Raw genomic sequence first — 24,707 nt, 5'->3', positions numbered from 1 at the left:
GTATGGAAAGTTTATTTTAGCCCTTCAGGTACTACTAAAGTTGTTGTTGAAAAGATTTCAGAAAGTATCTCTGAATCTAAAAATTTTTATACATTAAATCTACTTACAGAACCAGTGATTAGTGAACAAGCTTTTGGACCTAACGATCTTGTTATCATAGGTGTACCAGTTTTTGTTGGCAGAGTTCTAGAGTTTTGTACAAAACAGTTAGAGCTATTTAAAGGGGAGAAAACTCCTGTTATAGCCACTGTTATCTATGGAAATAGAGCCTATGAGGACTCTTTATTAGAGTTGACTAACCTATTACTTGAAAGAGACTTTATGGTTGTTGGAGCTGCTGCATTTGTTGCCCAGCACTCTCTTTTCCCAAAAGTAGGAGCAAATCGGCCTGATGAAAGTGATTTTAATAAAATAGAGGATTTTACTAAGTTATGTTTAGAAAAAATCAATAATATAGATGAGATTAAACATCTTGAAATAAAAGGCAACTATCCATATCGTGAGTATATGGTAGTACCTATGATACCCACTGGAAATGAGAGCTGCACAAATTGTAAAAAATGTGTGGATATCTGTCCTGTTAAGGCTATCGACTCTCTAACTCCAACTGAAACAGATGGTGATTTATGTATCAGATGTACAGCCTGTGTCGCGGTCTGCCCTGTCCAATCCAGAAAATTCTATGGTCCTATGTATGAAGCTTCCTATACTCGTTTCATAGAAAATTTTTCTAAGAGAGTTGAACCAGAAATATATATATAAAAATGGAGGGTTTAATGGATCAAAGTTTTAAATCTGCACATACTGAAAATATAGGTAGAATCACTTCAGTACATAAAGATTTTTATATGGTATATAGAGATAATATTGGAGAGATACTTTGCACCCTTAGTGGAAAAATGAGATACAGTAGCGATACTAAACTCTGTGTTGGAGATTTTGTAAAACTTTCTGAAAGTGTAATTATTGAACTTTTACCAAGAAAAACAAAACTCTCCAGAAAAGTACCCGGTTTAAAATCTGAAGAACAGATTATAGCCGCAAATATTGATTATATTTTTATAGTTACATCTTTAAATGATGATTTTAATCTCTCAAGACTAGAGAGATACTTAAATATAAGTTATGAAAGTGGAGCTAAACCTGTAATTATTTTAAGTAAAGCTGATTTATGTCCAAGTACAGGTACATATTACTCTCAGGTAACAAAAATTGCATTTGGAGCTCCTATCTATATCATAAGTTCTAGGGATAAAGAGTCTATTGAACAACTCAATTCATACTTTGTAAATAAAAATACAATTGTTGTCATTGGTTCATCTGGAGTTGGAAAATCCACTCTAATAAATAAAATAGTGGGAAGAGATATAATGAAAACTGCAAAGATTAGAGAAAAAGATGGAAAAGGAAAACATACAACAACTCACAGAGAACTTTTTTTCTTAGAGGACTCGTTTATTATTGATACCCCCGGTATAAGAGAACTCGGTATCTGGAGTAGCTCATCTAGCACTATCCCTTTTCCAGATATAGATGAACTTGCTATAAAATGTAAGTATAAAAACTGTTCCCATGAATCAGAGCCTGGATGTGCTATAAAATTAGCTTTAAAAAATGGAGAACTAGACCTTAGAAGATTTCAAAGTTATAAAAAACAGTTAAAAGAGATTAAATACTTGGAAAAAAGGAAACAGATTCAAGAACTTAAATCTCAAAAAAAATAGTAACTGATAAAAACCCTTCAAGCTAGATAATAGTTCTATCTTAACTTGAAGGGTCTCTTTTATTTTACCTATTTTTTCAAATCAAATCTATCAGCATTCATAACTTTATTCCATGCCTTTATAAAATCTTTTATGAATTTTTCTTGTGAATCTGAACTTGCATATATTTCAGCAATAGCTCTTAACTGTGAATTTGAAGCAAATATCAAATCCATTCTTGAAGCTAGCCATTTTTCATCTCCATTAGCTCTGTCCACTCCTAAAAATACCTTCTCATTTTCATCCATTTTTTTCCACTCTGTGTCCATAGATAAGATATTAATGAAAAAGTCATTGGATAGAACTCCAGGTCTCTCTGTTAAAACTCCTATTTTTTCATCATGACTGATATTTAGCCCTCTAAGTCCACCTAATAACACTGTCACCTCTGGAGCTGTTAATCCTAATAGTTGAGCTTTATCCACCATCAACTCCTCCTCTGGAGTTTTAAAAATAAATTTAGCATAGTTTCTAAATGGATCAACAATTGGCTCTAAGACAGCAAATGATTTTACATCTGTCTGCTCCAATGTCGCATCTGTACGTCCTGGAATAAATGGAACCTCCAACTCTATTCCAGCTTTTTTAGCAGCTTCCTCAATTCCAACATTTCCAGCTAAAACAATGATATCTGCTAAGCTTACTTTTTTATTTTGATTCTTTTTAGAAGCATTAAATTCAGCTACAATTTTTCTCAATACCTCTAGTATCTTCTTTAATTCCTCAGGTTTATTTACTTCCCATCCATTTTGTGGAGGATATTGAATTCTAGCTCCATTTGCTCCCCCTCTAAAATCACTTCCTCTAAAAGTGGACGCAGAAGCCCAAGCGACAGAAACCATTTGTGGTATTGATAATCCTGATTCTTGAATTTTTTCCTTTAACTCTTTAATATCTATCTTTTCAATTAAAGAGTAGTCTGCTGATGGAACAGGGTCTTGCCATATAAACTCCTCTTTAGGAATCTCCTCCCCTATATATCTAGACTTTGGCCCCATATCTCTATGAGTCAACTTAAACCACGCATTTCCAAATACTTTTTCAAACTCTTTTGGATTCTCATAGAATTTTCTGGCAATTGGTGCATAGATAGGATCCATTCTAAGAGCTAAATCAGCTGTTGTCATTATAGTTGTCTCTCTCTTATTTGGGTCATGAGCTGATGGAGCTAATTTTTTTGCCTCTGGGTCTGTTGGTACCCATTGCCAAGCTCCCGCTGGACTCTTAACCAAATCCCAATCATATTTAAATAGAGTTTCAAAATATCCCATATCCCATTTTATTGGATTAGGTGTCCACGCACCCTCTATTCCACTTGATATTGTATCATTTCCCTTACCTTCACCATAACTGCTTATCCATCCCAATCCCACAGCGTCAAGAGGAGCTGCTTCTGGCTCTGGTCCTACATGAGTCGCACTTCCTGCTCCATGACATTTACCAAAAGTATGTCCTCCAGCAATTAAAGCTACCGTTTCCTCATCATTCATTCCCATTCTAGCAAAAGTATCACGGATATCTTTTCCAGAAGCAACAGCACTTGGATTTCCATTTGGTCCCTCTGGGTTTACATATATCAATCCCATCTGTACTGCTGCTAAAGGATTTTCTAACTTTCCATCCTCACTGTATCTTCTATTAGCTAACCACTCTTTCTCTGTTCCCCAATAAGTATCCTCCTCTGGCTCCCATATATCCTCACGTCCACCTGAGAATCCAACAGTTGGGAATCCCATAGATTCCAATGCACAGTTCCCAGTTAGAATTATTAAATCTCCCCACGATATCTTATTTCCATATTTTTGTTTAATTGGCCAAAGTAATCTCCTAGCCTTATCTAGGTTTGCATTATCAGGCCAACTATTTAAAGGAGCAAATCTTTGGTTTCCTGTATTTCCTCCCCCTCTACCATCAGATGTCCTATATGTTCCTGCACTATGCCAAGCCATTCTTATAAATAGTGGTCCATAGTGTCCATAGTCTGCTGGCCACCAATCTTTAGAATCTGTCATTAAGGCTTTAATATCCTCTTTTAACTCTTTTAAATTTAATCTTTTAAACTCCTCTCGATAGTTAAAGTCACTATCCATAGGAGAGATTTTTTCCGAATTTTGGGCTAATACCTTTAAATTCAATTGATTTGGCCACCAATCTTTATTGGTAGTTTTCTCTTGAATATCACCCTCTATTACCTTTTCATCAAAACTCTTTTTAGCGAAATATTTCATCTTATCTGCTAAAGTTCCAACCATTCCTGTAACTGGACATCTCATCTCCTTCATAACAAATATCCTCCTTTTTTTATTTTTGTATCTTTTCTATTTTTGTAATCATTACAATTTGTATCTTTAGTCTAACATAGATTAAAATAAAAAAAGTTTATTTAAAAAAATATTTTACTATTAATTTTAATATTTTTAGATATTGTTTACTTTTATATATCGATCTATCTCCTGAGCTGCTTTCTTTCCAGCTTCCATCGCTAAAATAACTGTAGCTGCTCCTGAAACTGCATCTCCTCCAGCAAAAACTCCCTCCTTAGTTGTTTTTCCCTTTTCATCAACAACTAAACACTTCCATTTATTTATTTCTAAATCCTTTGTTAAGGAGGATATCAAAGGATTTGGTGAAGTTCCTATAGCCATTATAACTGTATCCACATCCATATTAAACTCACTTCCTTCAATCTCTATAAATCTCGCTCTTCCAGATTCATCCTTCTCTCCTAACTTTGTTCTTATACATTTTAATCCTATGACCTCACCTTTTTCATCTCCTAAAATCTCTTTAGGAAGAGTTAACTCATCTATAATAACTCCCTCCTCTATAGCATGGTGTACCTCCTCCACTCTAGCTGGAAACTCTTTTACCCCTCTTCTATATACTATATGTGATTCAGCTCCTAAACGAATAGCTGTTCTAACAGCGTCCATAGCCACATTTCCACCACCTATTACAGCTATTTTTTTAGGTATCTTTATAGGTGTTTTATACTCTTTCTCATAGGCCTTCATCAGATTAACTCTAGTTAAAAACTCATTGGCAGAAAAAACACCATTCAAATTCTCCCCAGGAATTTTCATAAAGTTTGGAAGCCCAGCTCCACTTCCTATAAATACTCCCTTAAATCCTTTTTCAAACAATTCATCTATGGTTATAGATCTCCCTATTATCACGTTCTTTTCAAATACAACTCCCAAGTCCTTTAAACTCTCTATCTCTTTCTTTACAACCGTATCTTTTGGAAGTCTAAAGTTTGGAATTCCATATGTCAATACTCCCCCTAGCTCATGTAAACTTTCAAAGACTACGACATCATACCCTTTTCTTCCCAACTCTCCCGCTGCTGACAACCCAGCTGGACCACTTCCCACAATGGCTACTCTATCTCCATTTCTTTTAATTTTTTCACTTTCTAATCCATTTTCTAAAATATAGTCACCTATAAATTTTTCCAATTTCCCAATGGCTACTGCTTCCCCTTTTATCCCTAGAACACAGTTTTTTTCACACTGATCCTCCTGAGGACATACCCTTCCACAAATAGATGGTAGGTTGGTATATTTTCTTATATTCTTTGCCGCTTTCTTTAACTCTCCATTTTTTATATGACTTATAAACTCAGGAATATTTATTGATATAGGACACCCTTCAACACATCTTGGATTTTTACAATTAATGCATCTACTGGCTTCTAACTCCGCTTCATCCAGCGTATAATTTAATGTAACTTCATCAAAATTTTTAACTCTTTCCTGTGGCGATTGCTCCCTAATTTTAATTTTTTTTAATCTATCAAAACTTTTTTTCTCTTTTTCTTCTGAAAGATGAATTTTACACTGGGAGGAGTGGTGTGTACTTCCCTCTAGCATTTTTAAATAACTCTTTCCCTCCTCTGTTCTGTATATATTTTGACGTCTAATAGACTCATCAAAATCGATAAGGTGTCCATCAAATTCAGGACCATCTACACAGGCAAATTTCACCTCATCTCCTACCGTTACTCTGCAAGCCCCACACATTCCTGTCCCATCTATCATAATAGGATTCAAACTCACAGTTGTTGGAAGACTATATTTTTTAGTCTTTAGAGACACATACTTCATCATCATCATTGGTCCAATAGCCACCACATGGTCATATACAATACCCTTTCTCTCTATTAACTCTTCAATTAAATCGGTAACCAATCCATGAAATCCATATGACCCATCATCTGTAGCTATATATACTTTTTCAGCTACCTTTTTTAACTCACTCTCTAAAATAAGTACCTCTTTACTCTTTGCACCTATAATAACATCAGCTTTTAACCCATTCTCTTTAAACCATTTTACTTGGGGATATATGGGTGCTGCTCCAACTCCTCCAGCCACAAATAGGTATCTTTTATCTCTTAAACTCTCTATATCCTCATGTATAAACTCGCTCTCTTTGCCCAATGGACCAATTATATCTTGAAAAAAATCTCCCACTTCCAACTCACTCATTATCTTTGTGCTTTCTCCAATTACAAGAAAAACTATCCTTATAGTTTTTTTGTATCTATCATAGTCGCATATTGTAAGGGGAACTCTCTCTCCCTCCCTATCTATTTTTACTATTAAAAACTGTCCTGGTTTAGCTTTTTCAGCCAAAAGTGGGTGTTCTATCTCCATTGAACATATACTATTATTTAACCACTCTTTTTTTACAACTCTATACTAATTAAACCTCCTATCTCTTTAGTCTATAAAATCTCCCATTTTTAGAATTTTAATAGTTTGTTCCTCTTTGCTTTCGTTTACTAAGATTATAGGACCAGTACAACCCATGCCAGCTTCTGAGTATATTCCATTGCTTTTTAAGAAATCTACTGCTTCCTCCAACTTCATTATATCTATTCCTGTTATTTGAGCTGTTACAACCTCTTTTTTAATCTCTATATCTGATTTCTCTAAAGTTTTGCTCTCATGTTTCTCATTGGAATTTAACATTTCCAATAAGTTCAATCTCTTTAGTGCACTTTTCTCCTCTTTTAAAACATCATCTATCTTTCCTCTTAAAATATCAAAAGCATATTCGATAGCTCCCACTATAACATTTGTTCCAGATACTCTTGAAACTATAAGAATCTTATTTTCATAGGATAATCCAATCCCTGGCCCATACCCATATCCTAAAACTTCCTCTTTTCCTCCACTGTTAAAAGAGGAGAATAGTTTCATCAAAACATTTCCTGTTAAAGAGTCTGTAACAACAACATCGCAATCACCTGCTATTAAATCATTACCTCTTAAAAATACTCCTCCCTCCTTTCTCTGAGATTCTCCAAATTTAATATCATATCCCATCTCTTTAACTTTTTTAAGTGTTTTATCCACCTCTTTAGCTCCCTCAATATTTAAAACTCCTATTTTAGGCTCCTCTATACCACATGATTTTGCCACTATATTTCCATATATAGCATTTCTTACCATTCCCGCCACTCTATTTGCTGAGGCAGCTCCTGTTGTTGATGCAATAAACATCTCTTTTCCAGTTGGAGTTAAAACTTTACCTATTGTTGAAACTCCTATTGGGAAACTATAGTGCATTGTTACAACAGCATCTAACACTTTTTTTCTCAATAGGTCTTCAAATATCTCTCTCGCATTGTCCTCACTTTTAGCCTCTACAAGCGGCAAAAAAGTATTTACTCTAGGACCTATTAACAATATATCTATATTTAACTTTTTCTTTGCAATCTCAGCCGCTTTAACTATATGATCAATTCCAAGCTCACTTCCTAAAAGTGTTACTCCCACTGTAAAAACTGAATGTTTATCATTTTTTTCTAAAAAATCATTTGTTTTTTTCTCAATATCTAATTTTATATCCTCTTTTTTCTCACTATTTCTTTCCAATATTACTGATACTCCATCAAATAGATTAGTCATTCTTCCTAAAAATAGGCTTCCCTTTCCCACGAACATAACTCTATTTAATTTACCCTTAGTTAGATCATGTATTGCAAATCCACAATAGGGAACTCCAGATGGAATATGTCCCTGTGTTGGAGCCCAGCCTTTCATACCATGATTTTTTATAAAATCTCCAAGTTGTGATTTTTCAATATCCCCTCTTTTTACTCCAATAGCTCCTATCATTTTATAATTTCCCTCTGGAACATCTCCAGCTCCAGCAGGTTTTGTTATATCTGGATTCTGCATCTCCACAGAGTATTTATCTATATCACTCACAGTTAACCCAGCCTTTTCAAGAGGGTCAATTATTAAAGATTTCATTACAGCTTGAGGAGATGATCCAGTTCCAACAGTGTGTTTCCCCACTAAGTCAGTTCTTATTATAGGAGATACTCCATCATCTTTAGATATAAGTATTGCAAACCCTCCTAAAACATCCTCTAAAACAGGTATCCCTTTTTTTAGATGGTCCTTTCCATTCATACCTAATTTTGCTACGGCTCCCCCTGCAACTATGACCACATTCTCATATGTTCCAGCCTTTACTAGAGAAGCAGCATTTATAAGAGCATGAACTGGTGCTGCACAAAAACTTCTTAAATCACTTCCTGTAGCATTTATAGCTCCTACCATCTCCCCTATAGATTTTGCGAAATTTCCCCCTCCTCTTTGATTCATATCTCCACATGCTTCCTCAGAACACTCAATAATATAGTCCACCTTGGATACATCTAAACTATTTTTCTTTATAAGCTCCCTAAAAGCAATAACTCCAGAGGCCTTTGTAACCAAATTTTCTAGCATAGTGTGAGCTGAAAGATTCACATCAATATCATGAGCTTTTTTTACACAACCTACCAACTTTCCTCTGTGGAACAGTCCTTCATTATGCTCATTTAAAATGGCTTCAATCTCAGATAATGTACTTCCTTTAAGCTCTTTTAAATCACTCTCTTCAAATATAAAGTTATTTTTATACTCCTCTATTGCAGACTCTAAAAATCCCTCTTCTAACATCACTAAATCAAATTTATCACATATTTTCAAAAATAGTAAAAACTCCCTCTCTCCCATAATCTGTCCAAGTTTACCATTTTTTTCTCCAGAAACTCTCTTATCTATCCATGTATCTCCCAAATTTTCTAGCTCAGTTGGATTCATATTCCCTATATATACCTGATTTGGAGGATAACTTAACACATCTTCAAAACTTCTATATGAGGCTTCAATATTTTTTAAATACTCTGAATTTGGATTTACTCTCCTTTCAACTGTCTGTGTAGTTCCATTGTTTAATATCATCTCTGGCACATGTGCCAAAATATAACTTGCATTTTTTAAAATGGCATAGTTCATCTTTAACCCCCTATATTTTTATAAAAAAAGCTGAAGGCAGACACTTCTCCCTTCAGCAATTCTCTATCTTTCAAATACTGTTTGAGAATTTACGTCTATTGTCAATGCTTCTAAGGCTCTCTCAACTATCGATCTTCTCAATTTTTTTTCATCCTCAACACCCAATGAAGGATTTCCTAATGGGTAAGGTATTGCAACTGCTGGAACAATTCTATTAGCTCCTACAGTTTTAGATATTGGTACCACTGTACAGATATGTACCACTGGTATACCTTTTCTCTCTATCGCTTTTACCATCGTTGCCCCACAACGAGTACACGTTCCTCAAGTGGATGTTAAAACAACACCATCCACTCCTGCTGATAAAAGTTTATCAGTAAATTCTGAAGCAAACTTATCTGAACTGGCCACAGATGTTCCATTTCCCACTGTTGTATAGTAGTATGGATAGATATCTCCTATAACACCCTCATCTTTTAACTCTTTAAAAACATCCACTGGTAAAACTCTATTTTGATCTTTATTGACATATACAGGATCATATCCTCCATGAGCTGTCTCTCCCATATTATCAATTGAATACTCCCCATACTTTGATGCTGATGACGCTTCTATTCTATCTGGATTCCCCAAAGGAACTATTCCACCAGATGTTACCAATGCAATTTTAGCTTTGGATATATCTTTAATCGCCTTTCCTGGCTTTACTCTATCAAATACAGGCATTGGATATTCAGTTTTAAAGGCTTCATTCTTCAATTTTTTAACTAACATCTCAACAGCTCTCTCAGCTCCAGTTCTATCATTAAAGTAGTTCTTTCTTATACCTCTAGATATATATCCATCTTTTTCTGGAAAGATATTTTTATCCTTTTCATATAGTTTTTTAATCAGAGCAACCATTTTAGGAAGAGCCTCTCTCATTCCAACTGCTGAGTCTTTTGTCTCCACTATAAAGATATCTTTTCTATACATATCCACGCCAGGATTTTCTATATACATCCCCGTTATAACAGGGATATTTAATTTTTCAGAAACAAGTTTGGCTATTTCACCACACGCTACCCCATATCTTCCAGCATTGAAAGCTGGTCCAGATATAAATAGGTCTGGTTTTTCAACTGATATCATATCTAATATCTCTTCTTTTGCCTTTTCTAAGTTTTCATTAAAATATGAATCTCCACAGATAACTGTAGCTACTATCTCTCCCTCTCCATTGAACTCTTTTTCTAGACCCAGTCCAGGTCCCACTTTTCCCACTCTTTTTTCAGGACCTATATGTGCCATCTCTTCTCCACCAATATTGGCAAAAAACTGATTAATATAATGTACTATTTTTATTTTAGGCATTTAGCTCTCCTTTTTTAAAAATTTACATAATCTCTAACTAGAGAATTTTTACTATAAAACCTACCCGAGGTTTTTTGGATTTTGGAATTTTTACTCACTTTGGCTTTTTTTATTTTTACAGATATTTACACCCTTCTCTCATTTTCTTCATCTCATTACTTATGCTTTCACTGTCTAGTACCATCTCCATCATACCTATCTGTTCATCATAAACAGTTGGATCAACAGAGTTTTTAAACTCCTCCTCTAAAACATGGTATGTTGTTAATCCTAAGTCCACACCTGCTAGACACCCTGCATATGTCGGATCCCCTAAAATTACTGTTTCAGCAGCTAAACCTGCCGCTTCTGCCTCCGCTGCTCCCAAAAGAACAACTATATTCTCTGCTCCATACTCCTTTGCCAAAGCCTCAACTCTTTTTTGATTTTCCAAATCCATAGCTCCTGCTGCCGTTCAAACAAAACACTCTGTAGCGGCAAATAAAACTTGTACATTCTCTAACTTTTCAACACACTCTTTAATAGCTTCCCCGGGAATACCATCTCTATCCCCGATAATAATAAGCTTCTTATTTTCAAGAATACTCATCCTCTACCTCCTTTAGTCATAGTTATATTTATATGTTTAAATCTCCCTTGCTGAAAGTTTGCTATACCCCAACTCGTTTGTTGCCCCTGTTATAACTTGAATCTCTGCAAGAATGCTCCCATCCTCTCTTAAAGCTCCCTCATATCCTCCAGCTATTCTATCTGTGTAATTTACCATACCTATTATTTTATCCATTGGAGGTAACTCTATTAGTTCATTTGCATTACCTCCAGTCACTACTGCATCTGCCAATTTATCTGCATCTGCTAAAGATTGAGATGCCCCATCTCTCCCTGCGTATTCATCTGTTACAATAACTGTTTTTATCCCTTTTAATTCCAATTTTTTACAATTCATTATTAAATCTGTATCTGGATTTCCAAATCCCTCCTGAGAAACTATCGCTCCATCCAATCCTAAGAATTCACACAGTTTTGCTGTCATATCGGAAGAACGTGCTTTATCAGCTAAAAATACATTTTCATTTGTCACTACCACTCCTATAAAATTAATCTCTTTTCCATGTTTTTCATATAAAGAGTTTATTATTGGATTATTTAAATGGTGATATGTTGTATTTTTATCACAGGCAGATACACAATTTCCACTTATAATAGCTCCATCCATTATCTCAGTTGGATACAGAAAAGTGGGGATTATTTTTTTCCCATCTACACCATACACATATGTATCGTGAAGTAATCCCTGAGTTTGTATCATATATACATATCCAACTTTAGGTAGGTCTGGATACTCTTTAATCTGTTCCAATATAGGTTTTGTTTCATATGTTACCACTTTATCGGGAGTTATATCTTTGGCTAACTCTCCTAAGTATTTGGCAACACTTAAACCAGCCATTCTTGCAGCTTCTTCATAAACGTGTACCTCCAGCCCCTCCTGTGGCTCTATCACTAAGCAAAGATTAATCAGTTTTGAAAATGGAGTGTGCTCCGCTCCAATCCCTGACATATCTATAATTCCCTCTTGGAATCCAACAATCTTTCCACAAGTTACAACTCCCATTCCTTTTAGAATATGAGTCCTTCCTCTTCCCACAGTTTCAGTTTTACTTAGAACTCCCGGGAATATTCCCCCCTCTCCGTCCACTTTCACTCTAGGTTCTATTACATCTTTTACTGGAGTTATTCTTACAGATTCACCGGGGATTGCAATATCCAGTACCAGGGATTTTATTCTTTTATCTGCCAATACAATATTTTCAATCTCCTCTTTATTTACAAAAAGAGTCCTGTCCTTTATCCTTGAAGTATCACTAAATAAAATTTTATCTATATGTACCTCACCTATCTCTAAACGCAAATTTTTCCCCTCCTTAAAAAGATGTTATAATGCCTTTAATATCATCTGTTCTATCTTATATCTTGTTGCTTCATCCTTAGTTAGCTCATTTTTTTTAGCTCCATTTTCATAGATAGTTATAGTAGGTAACCCCAGTATTTTTTCTCTAATAGCTAATCGTCGTGCCTTAGAAGTATTAAATTTATAGAATGTAACTCTATCTTTGTACAGGTTTTCTAACTCCAACATCTCTGGTAATAATGCTTTACATGGTTCACACCCATCACTAAAATAATCCACTAGGATTATCCCTTTACCTTCAATAACAAGTTTATCAAAATTATCTTTATCAATCTCTTTCACTATATTTCACCTCCTAACTCTCCCATAGGGTTCTCTTGTAAATATTTATATGCAGTCATTGCAGCTATAGCTCCATCTGAGGTAGCTGTTACAACTTGTCTTAAACTCTTATGTCTCATATCTCCAGCTGCAAATACACCAGGGATATTAGTTTCCATTCGATCATTTGTTATTACAAACTTTTCATTATCCATTTCTAAAATATCTTTCACTAGCTCTGTATCAGCATCATATCCCACAAACATAAATATCCCAAAAGTTCCATCCTCTTCATTTGGAAAATACTCATACTCCTCCTGTGTTATATTGTTCTTAAAAATAGCTGATTCCACGATTCCCTCTCCTCTAATCTCAATCAACTCTGTATTGAACTTAATCTCTATTTTTGGGTTTTCTAGCGCTCTTTCCTCTATGGATTTAGCACACCTAAAAAAAGGTTTTCTCACAATTAAAGTTACTTTTCTAGCAAAATGTGTAAGATACATAGCTTCTTCAACTGCTGAATCCCCTCCACCTATTACAAACACTTCAAAATCTGTAAAAAAATCAGCATCACAAGTTGCACAATATGATACTCCCTTCCCTGTAAACTCTTTCTCCCCTATACATCCAAGCCTTCTAGGAACCGCACCTGTGGCAAATATAACACTTTTACCCTTATATATATTTCCAGAAACAGTTTCTATAATTTTTAATTTTTTGTCTAACTGTACAGATTTTACCTCCTCCATAACTCTTTCAGCTCCAAACTCTTGGGTCTGTTTTACCATACGAGCCACTATTTCAGGCCCTGTAGCTGTCATTTTTCCCTCACTATAAACTGACCCTGGATAGTTTGCAACTTCAGATGTAATCGCTATCTGCCCTCCCATTTTTGATTTTTCTAAGATTAAAGTTGATAATCTACTTCGTGCAGAATACAGTGCTGCACTCAGTCCCGCAGGACCTCCTCCTACAATTAAAACATCATAAACTCTTCCCATCTCTTCCTCCCAAGCTTTTAATTCCACTCTCTATCATTGCAAAATCTATAGTTTGAAAATCTTTTATTATATTGGCATTATATTTTTTGACACAGCTATCCCTTAAAAATTTTTCAGCTACCTCAATAGCACTGGATATTATATTTAAGGATTCCAAATCTAAACTTGATTCACTTCTTTTTTGAATTAAGATACTTTTAAATGGAGATTCATCAGGTTTTATTCCCCCTGTCAGTGGATGAGTTAAAAGATTAGCACCCCTATGTATCTCATCTCTAACTTGTATAAATACATCTTTTAAAGAGGCATTTTTTAAATATATTTTATCCATACACCTATATTTTTTATTTACTAAAGGATTATTAGTTATTAAAATATACACTATACCCTCCAATTTACGAACGTTTTATTTGATTTATTGATACTTTTCATCATCTAATACCTATTTACTCTAAAAAATCTATTTTGTCAAATATTTATCTAAAACATAACTATATCATTCTTATAACTGCTCCTGGACCAATAGGAAGTCCAAATATTTGCCATATAATAAGCATTATTATCCAACCTATGCAAAAAAATATAGAATAAGGGACTAAATAAGCTATCAGTGTTCCCACTGAAGAATCTTTATCATATTTTTGAGCTGTTATTAATAGAACCAATAGAGCTGGCATCAGAGGTGATAACATATTTGTAAAGGAATCTCCAACTCTATAAGCCAGTTGTGTAAACTCTGGAGTATAACCAATTCTCATAAACATTGGAATAATTATTGGGGATAACATCACCCACTTGGAACTTGAAGATGATAAAAAAACATTTATTGTTCCTATAAATACAACAAAGAAGATTATTAATGGAATTCCAGTTATACCTGCATTCTCTAAAAACTCCCCCCCTTTAACAGCTAAAATTGTACCTAAATTGCTAAACTTAAAATATGCTGAAAATTGTGAAGAAAAAGCTATTATTGTAATTAAAGGAGCCATTTTTTCCATACTCTTAACCATCATTTGTATGGCATCTCTAGCTTTTTTTATTTTCCCATTTTTTACCCCATAAACTATTGATGGAATTGCAAAAAAGAAAAATATAATTGGAACTAATCCATTTCCTAAGAAATTTTTTTCTAAGATATAATATAGTGGAACAGATGCAATTAAAACTCCAATCAATCCTAGTAAAGCTCCTTTTAAAGCTTTTCTTTCACTATTTTCATCCATTTCAATTTTTTCAAGCTCAATCTCACTATGTTCTCCCTTGTACTCCCCTAGACGAGGTTCTATTACCTTATTATTCACAATAGTTCCTAAAAAAACTATAAGAGGTACTGAAAGTGCCATAAAATACCAGTTTGCCACAGGATACACAGTGTAGTGCGGATTTATTATTCTTGCAGCCTCCTGAGATATTCCTCCTAACATTGGATCAATTGCCCCTAGTAATAGATTAGCCGAATATCCCCCACATACACCTGCATAAACAGCTACCATTCCAGCTATTGGATGTCTATTAAAAGACATAAAAACTGCTGCTGCCAATGGTGGAAGAACATACCCTCCAGCATCTGAAGCTATATTGGACATTACACCTAAAAAAATAACCACAGGAACTATATATTTTTTAGAGGTTTTAAGTGCTATTTTTCTTATAACTACTTCCATTAGACCTACGCCCTCTGTAAGCCCTATTCCCAACATTATAAATAGTAATGTTCCCAGTGGAGCATATCCTGTAAAATTTTTTACCATAGTTGTAAACATAAATATTACTCCCTCTTTAGATAGAAGAGATTTTGCTTTTACAACTAACTCCTCAATCTCATTCGTTTTAATATTTACTCCAAAAAATTTTACCTCCCATCTAAAATACTCTCCCACTCCACTTAAAATAAGAACGCACGTAATTAAATATAAAAATAGTATTAAAGGATGAGGTATTTTTTTCCCTGCCTTTTCAACTCCATCTAAAAATCTTTGTGAAATTTTATCATTTTTTATTCTATCTACCATACTCTATTTTGCACCTCCCCTTGAACATTAAAAATCTGACTCCCTTATGAACCTCTCACCTCTAAGTTATGAGTGTGTTCACTAGGGAGCCATTTATAATCTTTATTTATCCGATATCTTGGGATAGTTCATAGATTGCTGCCGTATATATTTTTAGCCAGATATCTATACTAGCTAACTCTATACATTCATTTGCTTGATGGGCATTACTTTGTTTGCCCTTTAATCCTGGGCCAAATGCTACCCCATTTGTCAATACTTTCGCATAAGTTGCTCCCCCAATTGCAAGAGGGCCTCCCTCTATATCCCCTGTTACTTTTCTATATACCATCATCAATTTCTTTACTAAAAAATTATCCTCTGGGACATACAGAGCTCTTTTATCAGAGTGCACTCTCACTTTTAAATTATTTTTTTTTGCAACTTTTGCTATTTTTTCCACCACTTTATCTTTTTTTATTCCAGCGGGGTATCTTATATCTAATTCTAATTTAATCCCCTCTTTTGGATTGATTACTGCTTTCCCCACATTGAGAGTTAATTTTCCCATTCCATCGTCAAAATTTAAGCCCAATCGCTCTCCAAAATAACCCATTCCAATGTTTGTTCTAAAAAACTTGACCAAATCAGATATATTTTTGTCCTCTATATCTAAAATAGATAAAAATTCAAATAGAGCTGATATTGCATTGTGTCCATTTTGTGGAAGTGATCCATGGGAAGCTTTTCCATAGGATATAATCTGTAACTTATTCTCTATCTGTCCTATTGAAATTTTATACTCCCTTGTCCTATTGTACTCATTTAATCTATCTATTACTCCACTGGCCTTTAAATCATGTATTATACATGTCGCCCTTTCTGGAACAGAGTTAAATGCAATTCCACCTTCCAATGAAAAACCTGTTTCACTGATATATTCTTTCTCTAAAACTATACGTAAAGAGCCCTTTTCATAATTGATTACAGGAAATACTGCATCTGGAACAAAGGCTATAGATGGTTGTGGCATCTTTAATTTTTCAAAATAATATTTTACACATCTCCAATCTGTTTCTTCATTTGCTCCTACAATAAACCTTATCTTTCTTTTAGATATCAATCCAAAATCTTTTAAAGCTTTTAGAGCATAAAGAACTGTTATAATTGGACCCTTATTATCTGCCACTCCTCTCCCATATATTTTTCCATCTATAACTTTTCCCTCATATGGAGGATATATCCATCCCTCGCCCTCTGGAACCACATCAACATGACCCAGTATTCCTAAAATATCATCATCTGAACCCTCTCCAAATTCGATATGCCCTATATAATTATTGAAATTAACAGTTTTAAATCCCAATTTTTCAGCAAGATCTAAAATATATTTCAACGCTTTTGCTGGTCCCTCTCCAAAAGGCATTCCCATTTTGGGCTCCTCTTCAACACTTTTTATCCTAACAAATTCCTGTATTGATTTAATTATCTCCTTTTTATATCCCAAAGCTTTACTTTCTAAAGTAATCATTCTTACACCTCACTTTATAAAAATTTATGCCAATCTAATAGATGCTCCTGGTCCTATTGGAAGTCCTAACAATTGCCAGATAATAAGCATTACAGTCCAACCAATAAAGAAAGCTACTGAGTAAGGTATCAAATGTGCTATCATTGTTCCTATTGAAGATTTTTTATCATACTTCTGAGCTGTTATTGATAAAATAAGTAAAACTGACATCAATGGAGATATTATATTTGTAACAGAGTCTCCTATTCTATAGGCAAGTTGTGTAAACTCTGGAGTATAACCCACTCTCATAAACATTGGAACAAATATAGGTGCCAACAACACCCATTTAGATGAGGCAGATAGTAGAACTAAGTTCACTAATCCTATTAATAAAATAAAGGCTATTATTAAAGGAATCCCTGTTATTTTGGTTTTTTCTAAGAGTTCTCCCCCTTTAACAGCTAAAATTGTTCCCAAATTACTAAATTTAAAATAGGCTGAAAACTGGGCGGAGAAAGCTATTACAGTGATTAAAGGTGCCATTTTTACCATACTTTGTACCATCATCTGTATAGCATCAGTAGCTTTATTTATAGTTCCATTTTTTCTTCCATAAGCAATAGCTGGTACTGCGAAAAATATAAATATTATTGGAACTAATCCCTCTCCTAAAAAGTTATGCCCTAATAGCATATATAGAGGAACAAAGAGTATCAGTATTATAATTAAGGTCCAAAGTGCACTTCTTAAAGCTAATTTTTCACTGTCCTTGACCTCATGTTCTTTAAAACCATCATCTTTACTCTCACTCTTATACTCTCCCAAACGAGGTTCTATAATCTTATTATTTACAATAGTCCCTAGAAAAACTATAAGAGGAACTGATAGTGCCATAAAATACCAGTTTGCAACAGAGTACACAGTATAGGATGGATTTATCAATCTGGCAGCTTCCTGAGATATTCCTCCAAGCATTGGATCTACCGTTCCTAACAATAAATTTGCTGAGTATCCTCCTGAAACTCCTGCAAATGCAGCAATCATCCCTGCAATAGGGTGTTTATTAAAGGATATAAAAATTATAGCTGCCAGGGGTGGAAGAACATAATATCCCGCATCTGAAGCTACATTTGACATTACTCCTAAAAAAATAACCACAGGAACTATATATTTTTCAGAGGTTTTAAGTGCTATCTTCCTTATAACAACTTCCATTAACCCCACACCCTCTGTAAGTCCTATACCTAACATTACTACCAGAACAGTTCCCAAAGGAGCAAATCCCGTAAAGTTTTTAACCATTGTTGTAAAAATAAATGTAATACCCTCTTTTGACATTAAAGATTTGGTGCTCACAACCATCTCTTCAATCTCTTTTGTTTTTGTATTTACACCAGAGAATTTAACTTGCCACTTTAACCATTCACCTATTCCACTTAAAATGATAACCAACAGAGATAAACACAAGAACAGAATCAATGGGTGGGGTATTTTTCCTCCAAAATATTCAATCTTATCTAAAAATTTTTCCATTAAACTTTTCCTATGAGTTTTTTCCATCTCTCCCACCTTCTCATATATTTCATTTATTTTAAAGAACAATTATGAAATAGCACTGATTTTTAAATCCTCTTTAATTATCTCCTCATTTAGGTTGGAAATTATATCCATAAGAGTCATTTTAAAAGTACCTGCTCCCATAAAATCATCTGCAGCTAACTCTCCTGCCACATCTACAATTGCTATTCCACTTACCGCACTTGTAAAACTATCCATTCCATTACCTAAAAAATATCCAATGAGTGATGTCATCATACATCCTGGTCCCGTAATTTTTCCTAATAGGTCATCTCCATTCTGAACCTCAACGACTCTATCCTTATTTCCTATATAATCTTTTTCTCCAGTTATAGCGATTACTGAGTCATATACTTCTGCAACTTTCTTTATTAACTCTATCTCACTATAGTTAACCTCTCCTATATCGACACCTTTCATAATTAAAAGAGTTTTTAAATCCATTGCTGCCACTCTTAGCACAGCGAACTTTATCTCTTTTAAAAGTTTTTCATGTAACTTCCCTCTCAGCTTTGACATTGTTATACCAACTGGAGCTAAAACTATCGGTCTATTTAAACTATTGGCTATCTTTCCTATCTTAAATGCCATTTCAATCTGTTTTTCATCCATGGCTGCTGTATTCAAAACTATTGCAGAGGCAAACTTTAAAATATCCTCAAACTCCTCCTCATAGAATGAAGTTGCAAAAATTCCTCCAAGGGCACTAGTCACATTAGCACAGTCATTTAATGTTATAAGATTTGTTAAATGAAAAATCATTGGCCCTCTCTGTTTTTTATTTTTTATACCCTCTACAACATCAAGTATTAGTTTTTCGTCATTAACCATATAAATCTCCTCCTTATACTGAGCCTTATAGCTAACTCTATCCAAAATCCTATAAATTAAAGCTTTTTAACAAAATTGATTCCTAAACTTGAGACTTTCTTTTCATATTTTATATTCTCAACTGTTTTGGAATCATAGATATAATGATTGAAGGCAAATGTCCACTCCATCTCCTCATTTGCTCTATACTTAAATCCAGTTCCCAATACAACTGAATTTAAAGCCGACTCTGTTGGAGAAAATCTTTGATTTGGAGCACCTGTATCCGCATAGTTAAGCCCTACAAGCCAAGCCATTTTCTCAATAAACCAATATTCAGATCCAATAGCAACTTCCCAACCATTTTTATAGTCTATCTCCTTTCCAACTCTGTCTATACTTGCTGACTCATTAAAATAGTAATTCCCTCCAAGAAAAGTGGTCCATTTATCTGTCATTTTATATGATGCTCCTAAGGCAGCTATAGCTGGTAAATCTCTTCTAACTTTTGCCCCATCTTTATAGACAGGATATAACCCCAAAAGAGCACTGGAAATACCTACTCTAGGTATTCCCATCTCTCCCATGCTCAAAGCCTGACCATAGGTATTATCATCTATATCAGACTTTGTTTTAAATTTTAGCCTAACTTTAGTGTCATATCTAAATCCAATATTCAGTCTATCACTTAAAGCATAGTTTAAACCAAATTGTCCTCCAAATCCAAAAGCCTCTCTCTCTGAATCGATTGAGGCACTTCCCTCTTTAAAAATAGGAATACTTAACGCTCTAACTCCTATGAGCTCACCAATATTTACATTTTTATCAACACCAGTATGAGCTTTCATGGTTCTTTTTCCATATACTCCTCTTACTGCCAGTGAAACTGACCATTTATCTGTCAGATTAAATGCTCTTCCAAGTGTGGTTTGAGCGAGCATATTCGATCCTTTTATAGTACTATTATTTAAAAATTTATTAAAATCAATCTCATTTCCCAATAAATTTATCGATAGAGGTATACCATTTTTATATTCTAGCTCACCTCCACCGCCAATTCCTCCTATGGTCCAGTAATAAGCTCCATTTTTTACCTTTTTATAAAGAGCAAAGTTAGGAATTGGGGGAGCTGATAAATCCGTAGAGTTCTCCTTTCCACCACTGTTCATACTTTGACTTCCAAAGCCATATTGAACTCCACCAACAATATAAGTTCCATCTTCTAATCTCATCAATCCTGCTGGATTAAAATATACTGTAGACCCCATATTTATAGCACCTTGTTGTGCTGGATTTCCTCCATATTCAGCTGAAAAATTCTGAACATGATCTATTGATGCTCCGATAGATGGGACACTCACACTAGTCATCAAGGCTAGCAACAACAATTTTAACCTATTCTTTGACATGCTATCCCCTTTCTAAAATCATTTACTGAGCTTCATAACTAATCTCCATATTAACACTTCCATATCTATCTGCAAAATATCCAAAACCAATAGCTAAGAATAATACTAATAAGTTAAAAATCGCTCCTTCATAAGTCATTGTTCTTACTGTTAAATAAGTTGCTAGAAGTGCACTTGCAAAAGATAAAGCTGTCCCCAATCGCAACTTTCCATCACTAACATAAAATCTTGATTTCTTCCACTCATTTGGTACAACTTTTGGAAGTCTCAATAAAGTTAAAGCTATACATATCTCAATTATTCTAGATCCAAATACAACTGTACTGGATATCCCTGTTATACTGATTCCAAAAACAATTGGAAGAAGCCCTATAACATAGAAAAACAATATTAAATAGTGAGGTGTTCTATATTTTTCATTGACCTCTCCCCACTTTTTAGGAAACCACCCATCTTTACAACCTTGTAAAATAGGTTTTGTACACGCTCCTAACTGTGAATTTAGTGTTGTTATCAAAGCTAACATAGCTCCTCCAACTATAAAAAACACATATAGAGGTCTTGGTAAAATCTCTGCTGCAATAACTGTCAATGGTTGATTAGCCACCATATCCAATGGAAGAATACCTGTTGTAACCACAGCCATAACTCCATATATCAGTGCCACTCCCACTGTTGAAACAATCAAAACCACAGGTAAATCTTTTGTTGGATTTTTAGCTTCAGCACTATAATTGGTAATGGTTGCCGCTCCTCCTGTGGCAAAAGTAAGCAGTGCCGCAGCATTAAGTACTCCAGCTAACCCATGGCTCATAAAAGGCTTCTCTAAAAAATAGTTTACATTTACTTTAGGTACTCCAAAAATACAGAATATAATCAGTGCTATAACCAGTAGGATTACTAAGATATTTTGAACCTTAGCTGCACTTTTAACTCCTATTAGGTTTAAAATAACCATTATAGTTAAGACAGAAAAAGCCACCATCTTTACGTTTAAACCCTCAACAGAAGCGACCAAATACTGTGCAAAACTCAGTGCATACATGCTCAGTGAAAGATTAGTAAGAACATGAATAATTAAAAATGATCCTGCTAATCTTCTCTCACCTAAAAAAGCTAAGTGAGTATAATTTCCTCCATTTGTTCTAATTGTCCCATTTACAAAAATTCTTGGAACTAAACCAAAAAGTGTTATACAAGCTGCAATCAAAAAGGATAGAGATGCTGCCTTCCCAGCTATCCCAATTGCGGCGGGTAACAATGAAAATATCCCGGCACCAATAATCTGCCCTAGTGCAGCAGACATAAGCTCTTTTCTTCCTAAAACTCTTTTTAATTCCAAATGAGCCTCCTCCATAATTTTTTATCTGATTTGTTTTATCTATTTAAAAGTGTTATATAGTCTATCTAAAGCCTCTTGAATTACTGGTCTAGGACAAGCTATATTCATTCTCATAAACCCTTGTCCACACTCACCAAAAATTGAACCTCCATCTAGAACTAACTTTGCTACTTCAGCAACCTTTTTCTCTAACTCCTCAGCACAAGTATATGAAGAGAGATTTCTAAAATCCAACCATAGAAGATATGTTCCCTCTAAAGGGCTCCAAGCTATATCTGGTAATTTCTCTTTTAAAAACTCTATTATAAATAGATAGTTTTCTTCAAGGTACTCTCTTAACTCATCTAACCACTCCTCACCCTCAGGGGAGTAAGCCGCTTGAAGAGCTACATTTCCAAATAGATTTGGAGTTGTTCTTCCTGAAATTGTTAAAAGATACTCATTCATTTTTTCTCTTAAAGCTTTATTTTTTATAACTATATTAGATGTTTGTAATCCAGCTATATTAAATGTTTTACTTGGAGCAGTACAGATGATTGTATTTTCAGCAATCTCTTGACACAATGCTCCTACTGAGACAAAGTTAGTATCAAATAAAATCAAATCACTATGAATCTCATCTGAAATTAACACAACTCCATTTTTTTTACAGATGTCATTAATCTGTTCTAACTCCTCTCTAGTCCAAACTTTTCCAATAGGATTGTGAGGGCTACATAAAATCATTAGCTTTGTATCTGCCTGTGCCGCTTTCTTTTTCAAATCTTCAAAATCTATAGTATATTTATTTTTCTCCTCTTTTAATTGATTTTCTACAACCACTCTTCCTGTATTTACTATTGCTCTTTTAAAGGGATAATATACAGGTGTCTGAATAATAACACCCTCCCCTTTTTCTGTAAGAGCTTGTATTAAGTAGTACAGTGCAGGAACTACTCCAGGAGTTGTTATTACCCAATCCTTCTCAATGTTCCATCCCTGTCTTTTTGAAAACCAGTGTATTAATGACTCATAATAACCAGCAGTTGGACCACTATACCCTAAAATCCCATGATCTATACGCTCTTTTAATTTTTCCAAAATGATTCTAGGAGACTTAAAGTCCATATCTGCAACCCACATAGGTATACTGTCCTCATCAGCATACCCCCCCATATTTTTCATTGCCTCTAAATTCCACTTGCTTGAATCAGTACCCCTACGTTCAACGTAATAATCAAACCACTCTTTCATAAATAAAAACCTCCTCCAAATTTATTTTTGTATCTTTCTAAAGCTGTCCTAAACTTTTAAAATGCAATGTATAATAACCATGAGTAAACTATGGTAATTACCAAAAAGGATACTAATACAGGCATCGTTTTTCTCACTAAATCGATAAATGTAATATTGTAGTATTCAGCTGTTATTAAAAGACAGATATGAGTAGGTGATATTTGCATCGCTATGTACGTTAAACTCATTAGAAATACCATCATTGGAACTCCTCCATCTGGTATAGCGGCAAATGCCATAGGGATTACCAAAGCTATTGTAGCCTGAGAACCTGCTATAAGAGTGGAAGCTAAGAATATCAAACCAAAAACTATCACTGGATGTAAGGAAAGATGCTCAAAATACGTTGGTAATCTTGTTATTATTCCAACATGTGCTAAAACTTTGGAAAAAATCATTATACAAACTGTACTCAATATCAATTTAACTTCAAAAGCACCTCTTATCATTGGAAATAACTCTTTTAAAGTAAATCTATGTATAATCGCGAAAAGAACAATAATTGTCAATGAGGCTATCCAAACAGGTACAGAAAATCCTAATATCAAGGTTATTACAGCGATAATTGGCCATAGGTAAATGAATAATTTTTTAAACTCTCTAATTTTATCAACATTTTTATTTTCAATTGAAACAGGTGTTTTGGGAATTTTTTTTACATAGAAAACATATCCCAGTATAAAAAGAATAGCGACAATGGGTAACATTGCAAAAACAAACCTCGTGGCTTGTATTCCTGATAGATTAAGTGCTAGTAGTATAGATGCGTAAGTTGGTAAAAAGGCTTCTGAGATATGTCTATAATAGCTAGTTACAAACGCTTTTTCCTCAGTTGATAAACTGTCTCCAGCTGAGTTTTTAACAATTGGAGCAGCAATAAGAACTGCACTTACAGATGGTAATAATCCGATTATAAATGGAGCTAACATAATATTTACTCTTTTACTATTAAATATATTATCCAGTGTTTGCTCAGCTAAATTTATAAAATTTTTTTTCTCTAACATCCTTTGTATAAAAGTGATACTGTAAAATGCCAATATCAAATTAATTGTATTTGTATCTGTTATTCCATGCTTAAAGAGCTCCAACGATTTACCTATAGGAACGGTGTAGAGAATAAGTGTTAATA

At 34.3% G+C, this 24,707-nt stretch carries 18 protein-coding genes and 1 pseudogene; 2 read left to right on the top strand and 17 right to left on the bottom strand.

The genetic code is table 11. The features are described 5' to 3' along the window. On the top strand, nt 1-762 hold a 762-nt coding region (locus ACMOUI_RS08425; RefSeq protein ID WP_418965279.1), incomplete at its 5' end, for a 4Fe-4S binding protein. Between the two features lie 14 nt (nt 763-776). Continuing rightward, on the top strand, nt 777-1,724 hold the full coding sequence (gene rsgA, locus ACMOUI_RS08420; protein WP_418965278.1) for a ribosome small subunit-dependent GTPase A: 948 nt from the start codon (nt 777-779) through the stop codon (nt 1,722-1,724). 68 nt (nt 1,725-1,792) lie between these two features. On the opposite strand, the gene katG is transcribed toward rsgA, so the two are convergent. From katG to ACMOUI_RS08335, 17 genes and pseudogenes are all read right to left on the bottom strand, one after another. Then, entirely contained in the window at nt 1,793-4,045 is a 2,253-nt protein-coding gene (gene katG / locus ACMOUI_RS08415) for a catalase/peroxidase HPI (RefSeq protein ID WP_418965277.1), read from the bottom strand. A gap of 135 nt (nt 4,046-4,180) precedes the next feature. After that, nucleotides 4,181-6,454 (bottom strand): annotated as a pseudogene (gene gltA, locus ACMOUI_RS08410) (NADPH-dependent glutamate synthase); the annotation flags it as partial. Between the two features lie 33 nt (nt 6,455-6,487). Then, nucleotides 6,488-9,064, bottom strand: coding sequence for a glycine/sarcosine/betaine reductase complex component C subunit beta (gene grdC, locus ACMOUI_RS08405; RefSeq protein ID WP_418965276.1), 2,577 nt, complete (start codon nt 9,062-9,064; stop codon nt 6,488-6,490). A gap of 63 nt (nt 9,065-9,127) precedes the next feature. Then, nucleotides 9,128-10,417: a glycine reductase complex selenoprotein B gene (gene grdB / locus ACMOUI_RS08400; protein WP_418965275.1), complete on the bottom strand. Its 1,290-nt coding sequence runs from the start codon at nt 10,415-10,417 to the stop codon at nt 9,128-9,130. A 115-nt stretch (nt 10,418-10,532) separates the two neighbouring features. Next, on the bottom strand, nt 10,533-11,006 hold the full coding sequence (gene grdA / locus ACMOUI_RS08395) for a glycine/sarcosine/betaine reductase complex selenoprotein A (protein WP_418965274.1): 474 nt from the start codon (nt 11,004-11,006) through the stop codon (nt 10,533-10,535). Between the two features lie 36 nt (nt 11,007-11,042). Further along, the gene (locus ACMOUI_RS08390; RefSeq protein WP_418965273.1) at nt 11,043-12,329 is read right to left on the bottom strand and encodes a glycine/sarcosine/betaine reductase component B subunit; all 1,287 of its coding nucleotides are present in this window, start codon (nt 12,327-12,329) and stop codon (nt 11,043-11,045) included. Nucleotides 12,330-12,353: 24 nt separating this feature from the next. Beyond that, complete coding sequence (locus ACMOUI_RS08385) at nt 12,354-12,671, bottom strand: thioredoxin family protein (RefSeq protein ID WP_418965272.1); 318 nt, start codon at nt 12,669-12,671, stop codon at nt 12,354-12,356. Continuing rightward, complete coding sequence (locus tag ACMOUI_RS08380) at nt 12,671-13,654, bottom strand: NAD(P)/FAD-dependent oxidoreductase (RefSeq protein ID WP_418965271.1); 984 nt, start codon at nt 13,652-13,654, stop codon at nt 12,671-12,673. Before ACMOUI_RS08380 ends, ACMOUI_RS08385 begins: the two co-directional genes overlap by 1 nt. Next, nucleotides 13,638-14,036: a GrdX family protein gene (locus ACMOUI_RS08375; protein ID WP_418965270.1), complete on the bottom strand. Its 399-nt coding sequence runs from the start codon at nt 14,034-14,036 to the stop codon at nt 13,638-13,640. Before ACMOUI_RS08375 ends, ACMOUI_RS08380 begins: the two co-directional genes overlap by 17 nt. Before the next feature lie 109 nt (nt 14,037-14,145). Further along, entirely contained in the window at nt 14,146-15,669 is a 1,524-nt protein-coding gene (locus ACMOUI_RS08370) for an AbgT family transporter (RefSeq protein WP_418965269.1), read from the bottom strand. Between the two features lie 106 nt (nt 15,670-15,775). Continuing rightward, on the bottom strand, nt 15,776-17,179 hold the full coding sequence (gene pepV / locus ACMOUI_RS08365) for a dipeptidase PepV (RefSeq protein WP_418965268.1): 1,404 nt from the start codon (nt 17,177-17,179) through the stop codon (nt 15,776-15,778). 24 nt (nt 17,180-17,203) lie between these two features. Then, the gene (locus tag ACMOUI_RS08360) at nt 17,204-18,721 is read right to left on the bottom strand and encodes an AbgT family transporter (RefSeq protein WP_418965267.1); all 1,518 of its coding nucleotides are present in this window, start codon (nt 18,719-18,721) and stop codon (nt 17,204-17,206) included. A 42-nt stretch (nt 18,722-18,763) separates the two neighbouring features. Continuing rightward, nucleotides 18,764-19,570 (bottom strand): hydroxyethylthiazole kinase, encoded by an 807-nt coding sequence (locus tag ACMOUI_RS08355; RefSeq protein WP_418965266.1) that lies wholly within the window; start codon nt 19,568-19,570, stop codon nt 18,764-18,766. 56 nt (nt 19,571-19,626) lie between these two features. Beyond that, entirely contained in the window at nt 19,627-20,958 is a 1,332-nt protein-coding gene (locus tag ACMOUI_RS08350) for an OmpP1/FadL family transporter (protein WP_418965265.1), read from the bottom strand. Between the two features lie 22 nt (nt 20,959-20,980). Then, complete coding sequence (locus ACMOUI_RS08345) at nt 20,981-22,300, bottom strand: APC family permease (RefSeq protein ID WP_418965264.1); 1,320 nt, start codon at nt 22,298-22,300, stop codon at nt 20,981-20,983. 39 nt (nt 22,301-22,339) lie between these two features. Further along, nucleotides 22,340-23,533, bottom strand: coding sequence for a MalY/PatB family protein (locus ACMOUI_RS08340; protein WP_418965263.1), 1,194 nt, complete (start codon nt 23,531-23,533; stop codon nt 22,340-22,342). A gap of 56 nt (nt 23,534-23,589) precedes the next feature. Continuing rightward, the coding region (locus ACMOUI_RS08335) for a DUF401 family protein (protein ID WP_418965262.1) at nt 23,590-24,707 on the bottom strand (1,118 nt) is incomplete at its 5' end.

Origin of the sequence: Cetobacterium sp. (genome assembly GCF_048470075.1) — a bacterium.
GTDB lineage: Bacteria > Fusobacteriota > Fusobacteriia > Fusobacteriales > Fusobacteriaceae > Cetobacterium_A.
This window is presented reverse-complemented; position numbering and strand designations above follow the sequence as displayed.

Coding starts and splice junctions, on each gene's coding strand:
- pepV (WP_418965268.1), bottom strand. CDS start 17,179: ATGATTACTTTAGAAAGTAAAGCTTTGGGATATAAAAAGGAGATAATT.
- ACMOUI_RS08350 (WP_418965265.1), bottom strand. CDS start 20,958: ATGTCAAAGAATAGGTTAAAATTGTTGTTGCTAGCCTTGATGACTAGT.
- rsgA (WP_418965278.1), top strand. CDS start 777: ATGGATCAAAGTTTTAAATCTGCACATACTGAAAATATAGGTAGAATC.
- ACMOUI_RS08360 (WP_418965267.1), bottom strand. CDS start 18,721: ATGGAAAAAACTCATAGGAAAAGTTTAATGGAAAAATTTTTAGATAAG.
- grdC (WP_418965276.1), bottom strand. CDS start 9,064: ATGAACTATGCCATTTTAAAAAATGCAAGTTATATTTTGGCACATGTG.
- ACMOUI_RS08355 (WP_418965266.1), bottom strand. CDS start 19,570: ATGGTTAATGACGAAAAACTAATACTTGATGTTGTAGAGGGTATAAAA.
- ACMOUI_RS08340 (WP_418965263.1), bottom strand. CDS start 23,533: ATGAAAGAGTGGTTTGATTATTACGTTGAACGTAGGGGTACTGATTCA.
- ACMOUI_RS08370 (WP_418965269.1), bottom strand. CDS start 15,669: ATGGTAGATAGAATAAAAAATGATAAAATTTCACAAAGATTTTTAGAT.
- katG (WP_418965277.1), bottom strand. CDS start 4,045: ATGAAGGAGATGAGATGTCCAGTTACAGGAATGGTTGGAACTTTAGCA.
- ACMOUI_RS08380 (WP_418965271.1), bottom strand. CDS start 13,654: ATGGGAAGAGTTTATGATGTTTTAATTGTAGGAGGAGGTCCTGCGGGA.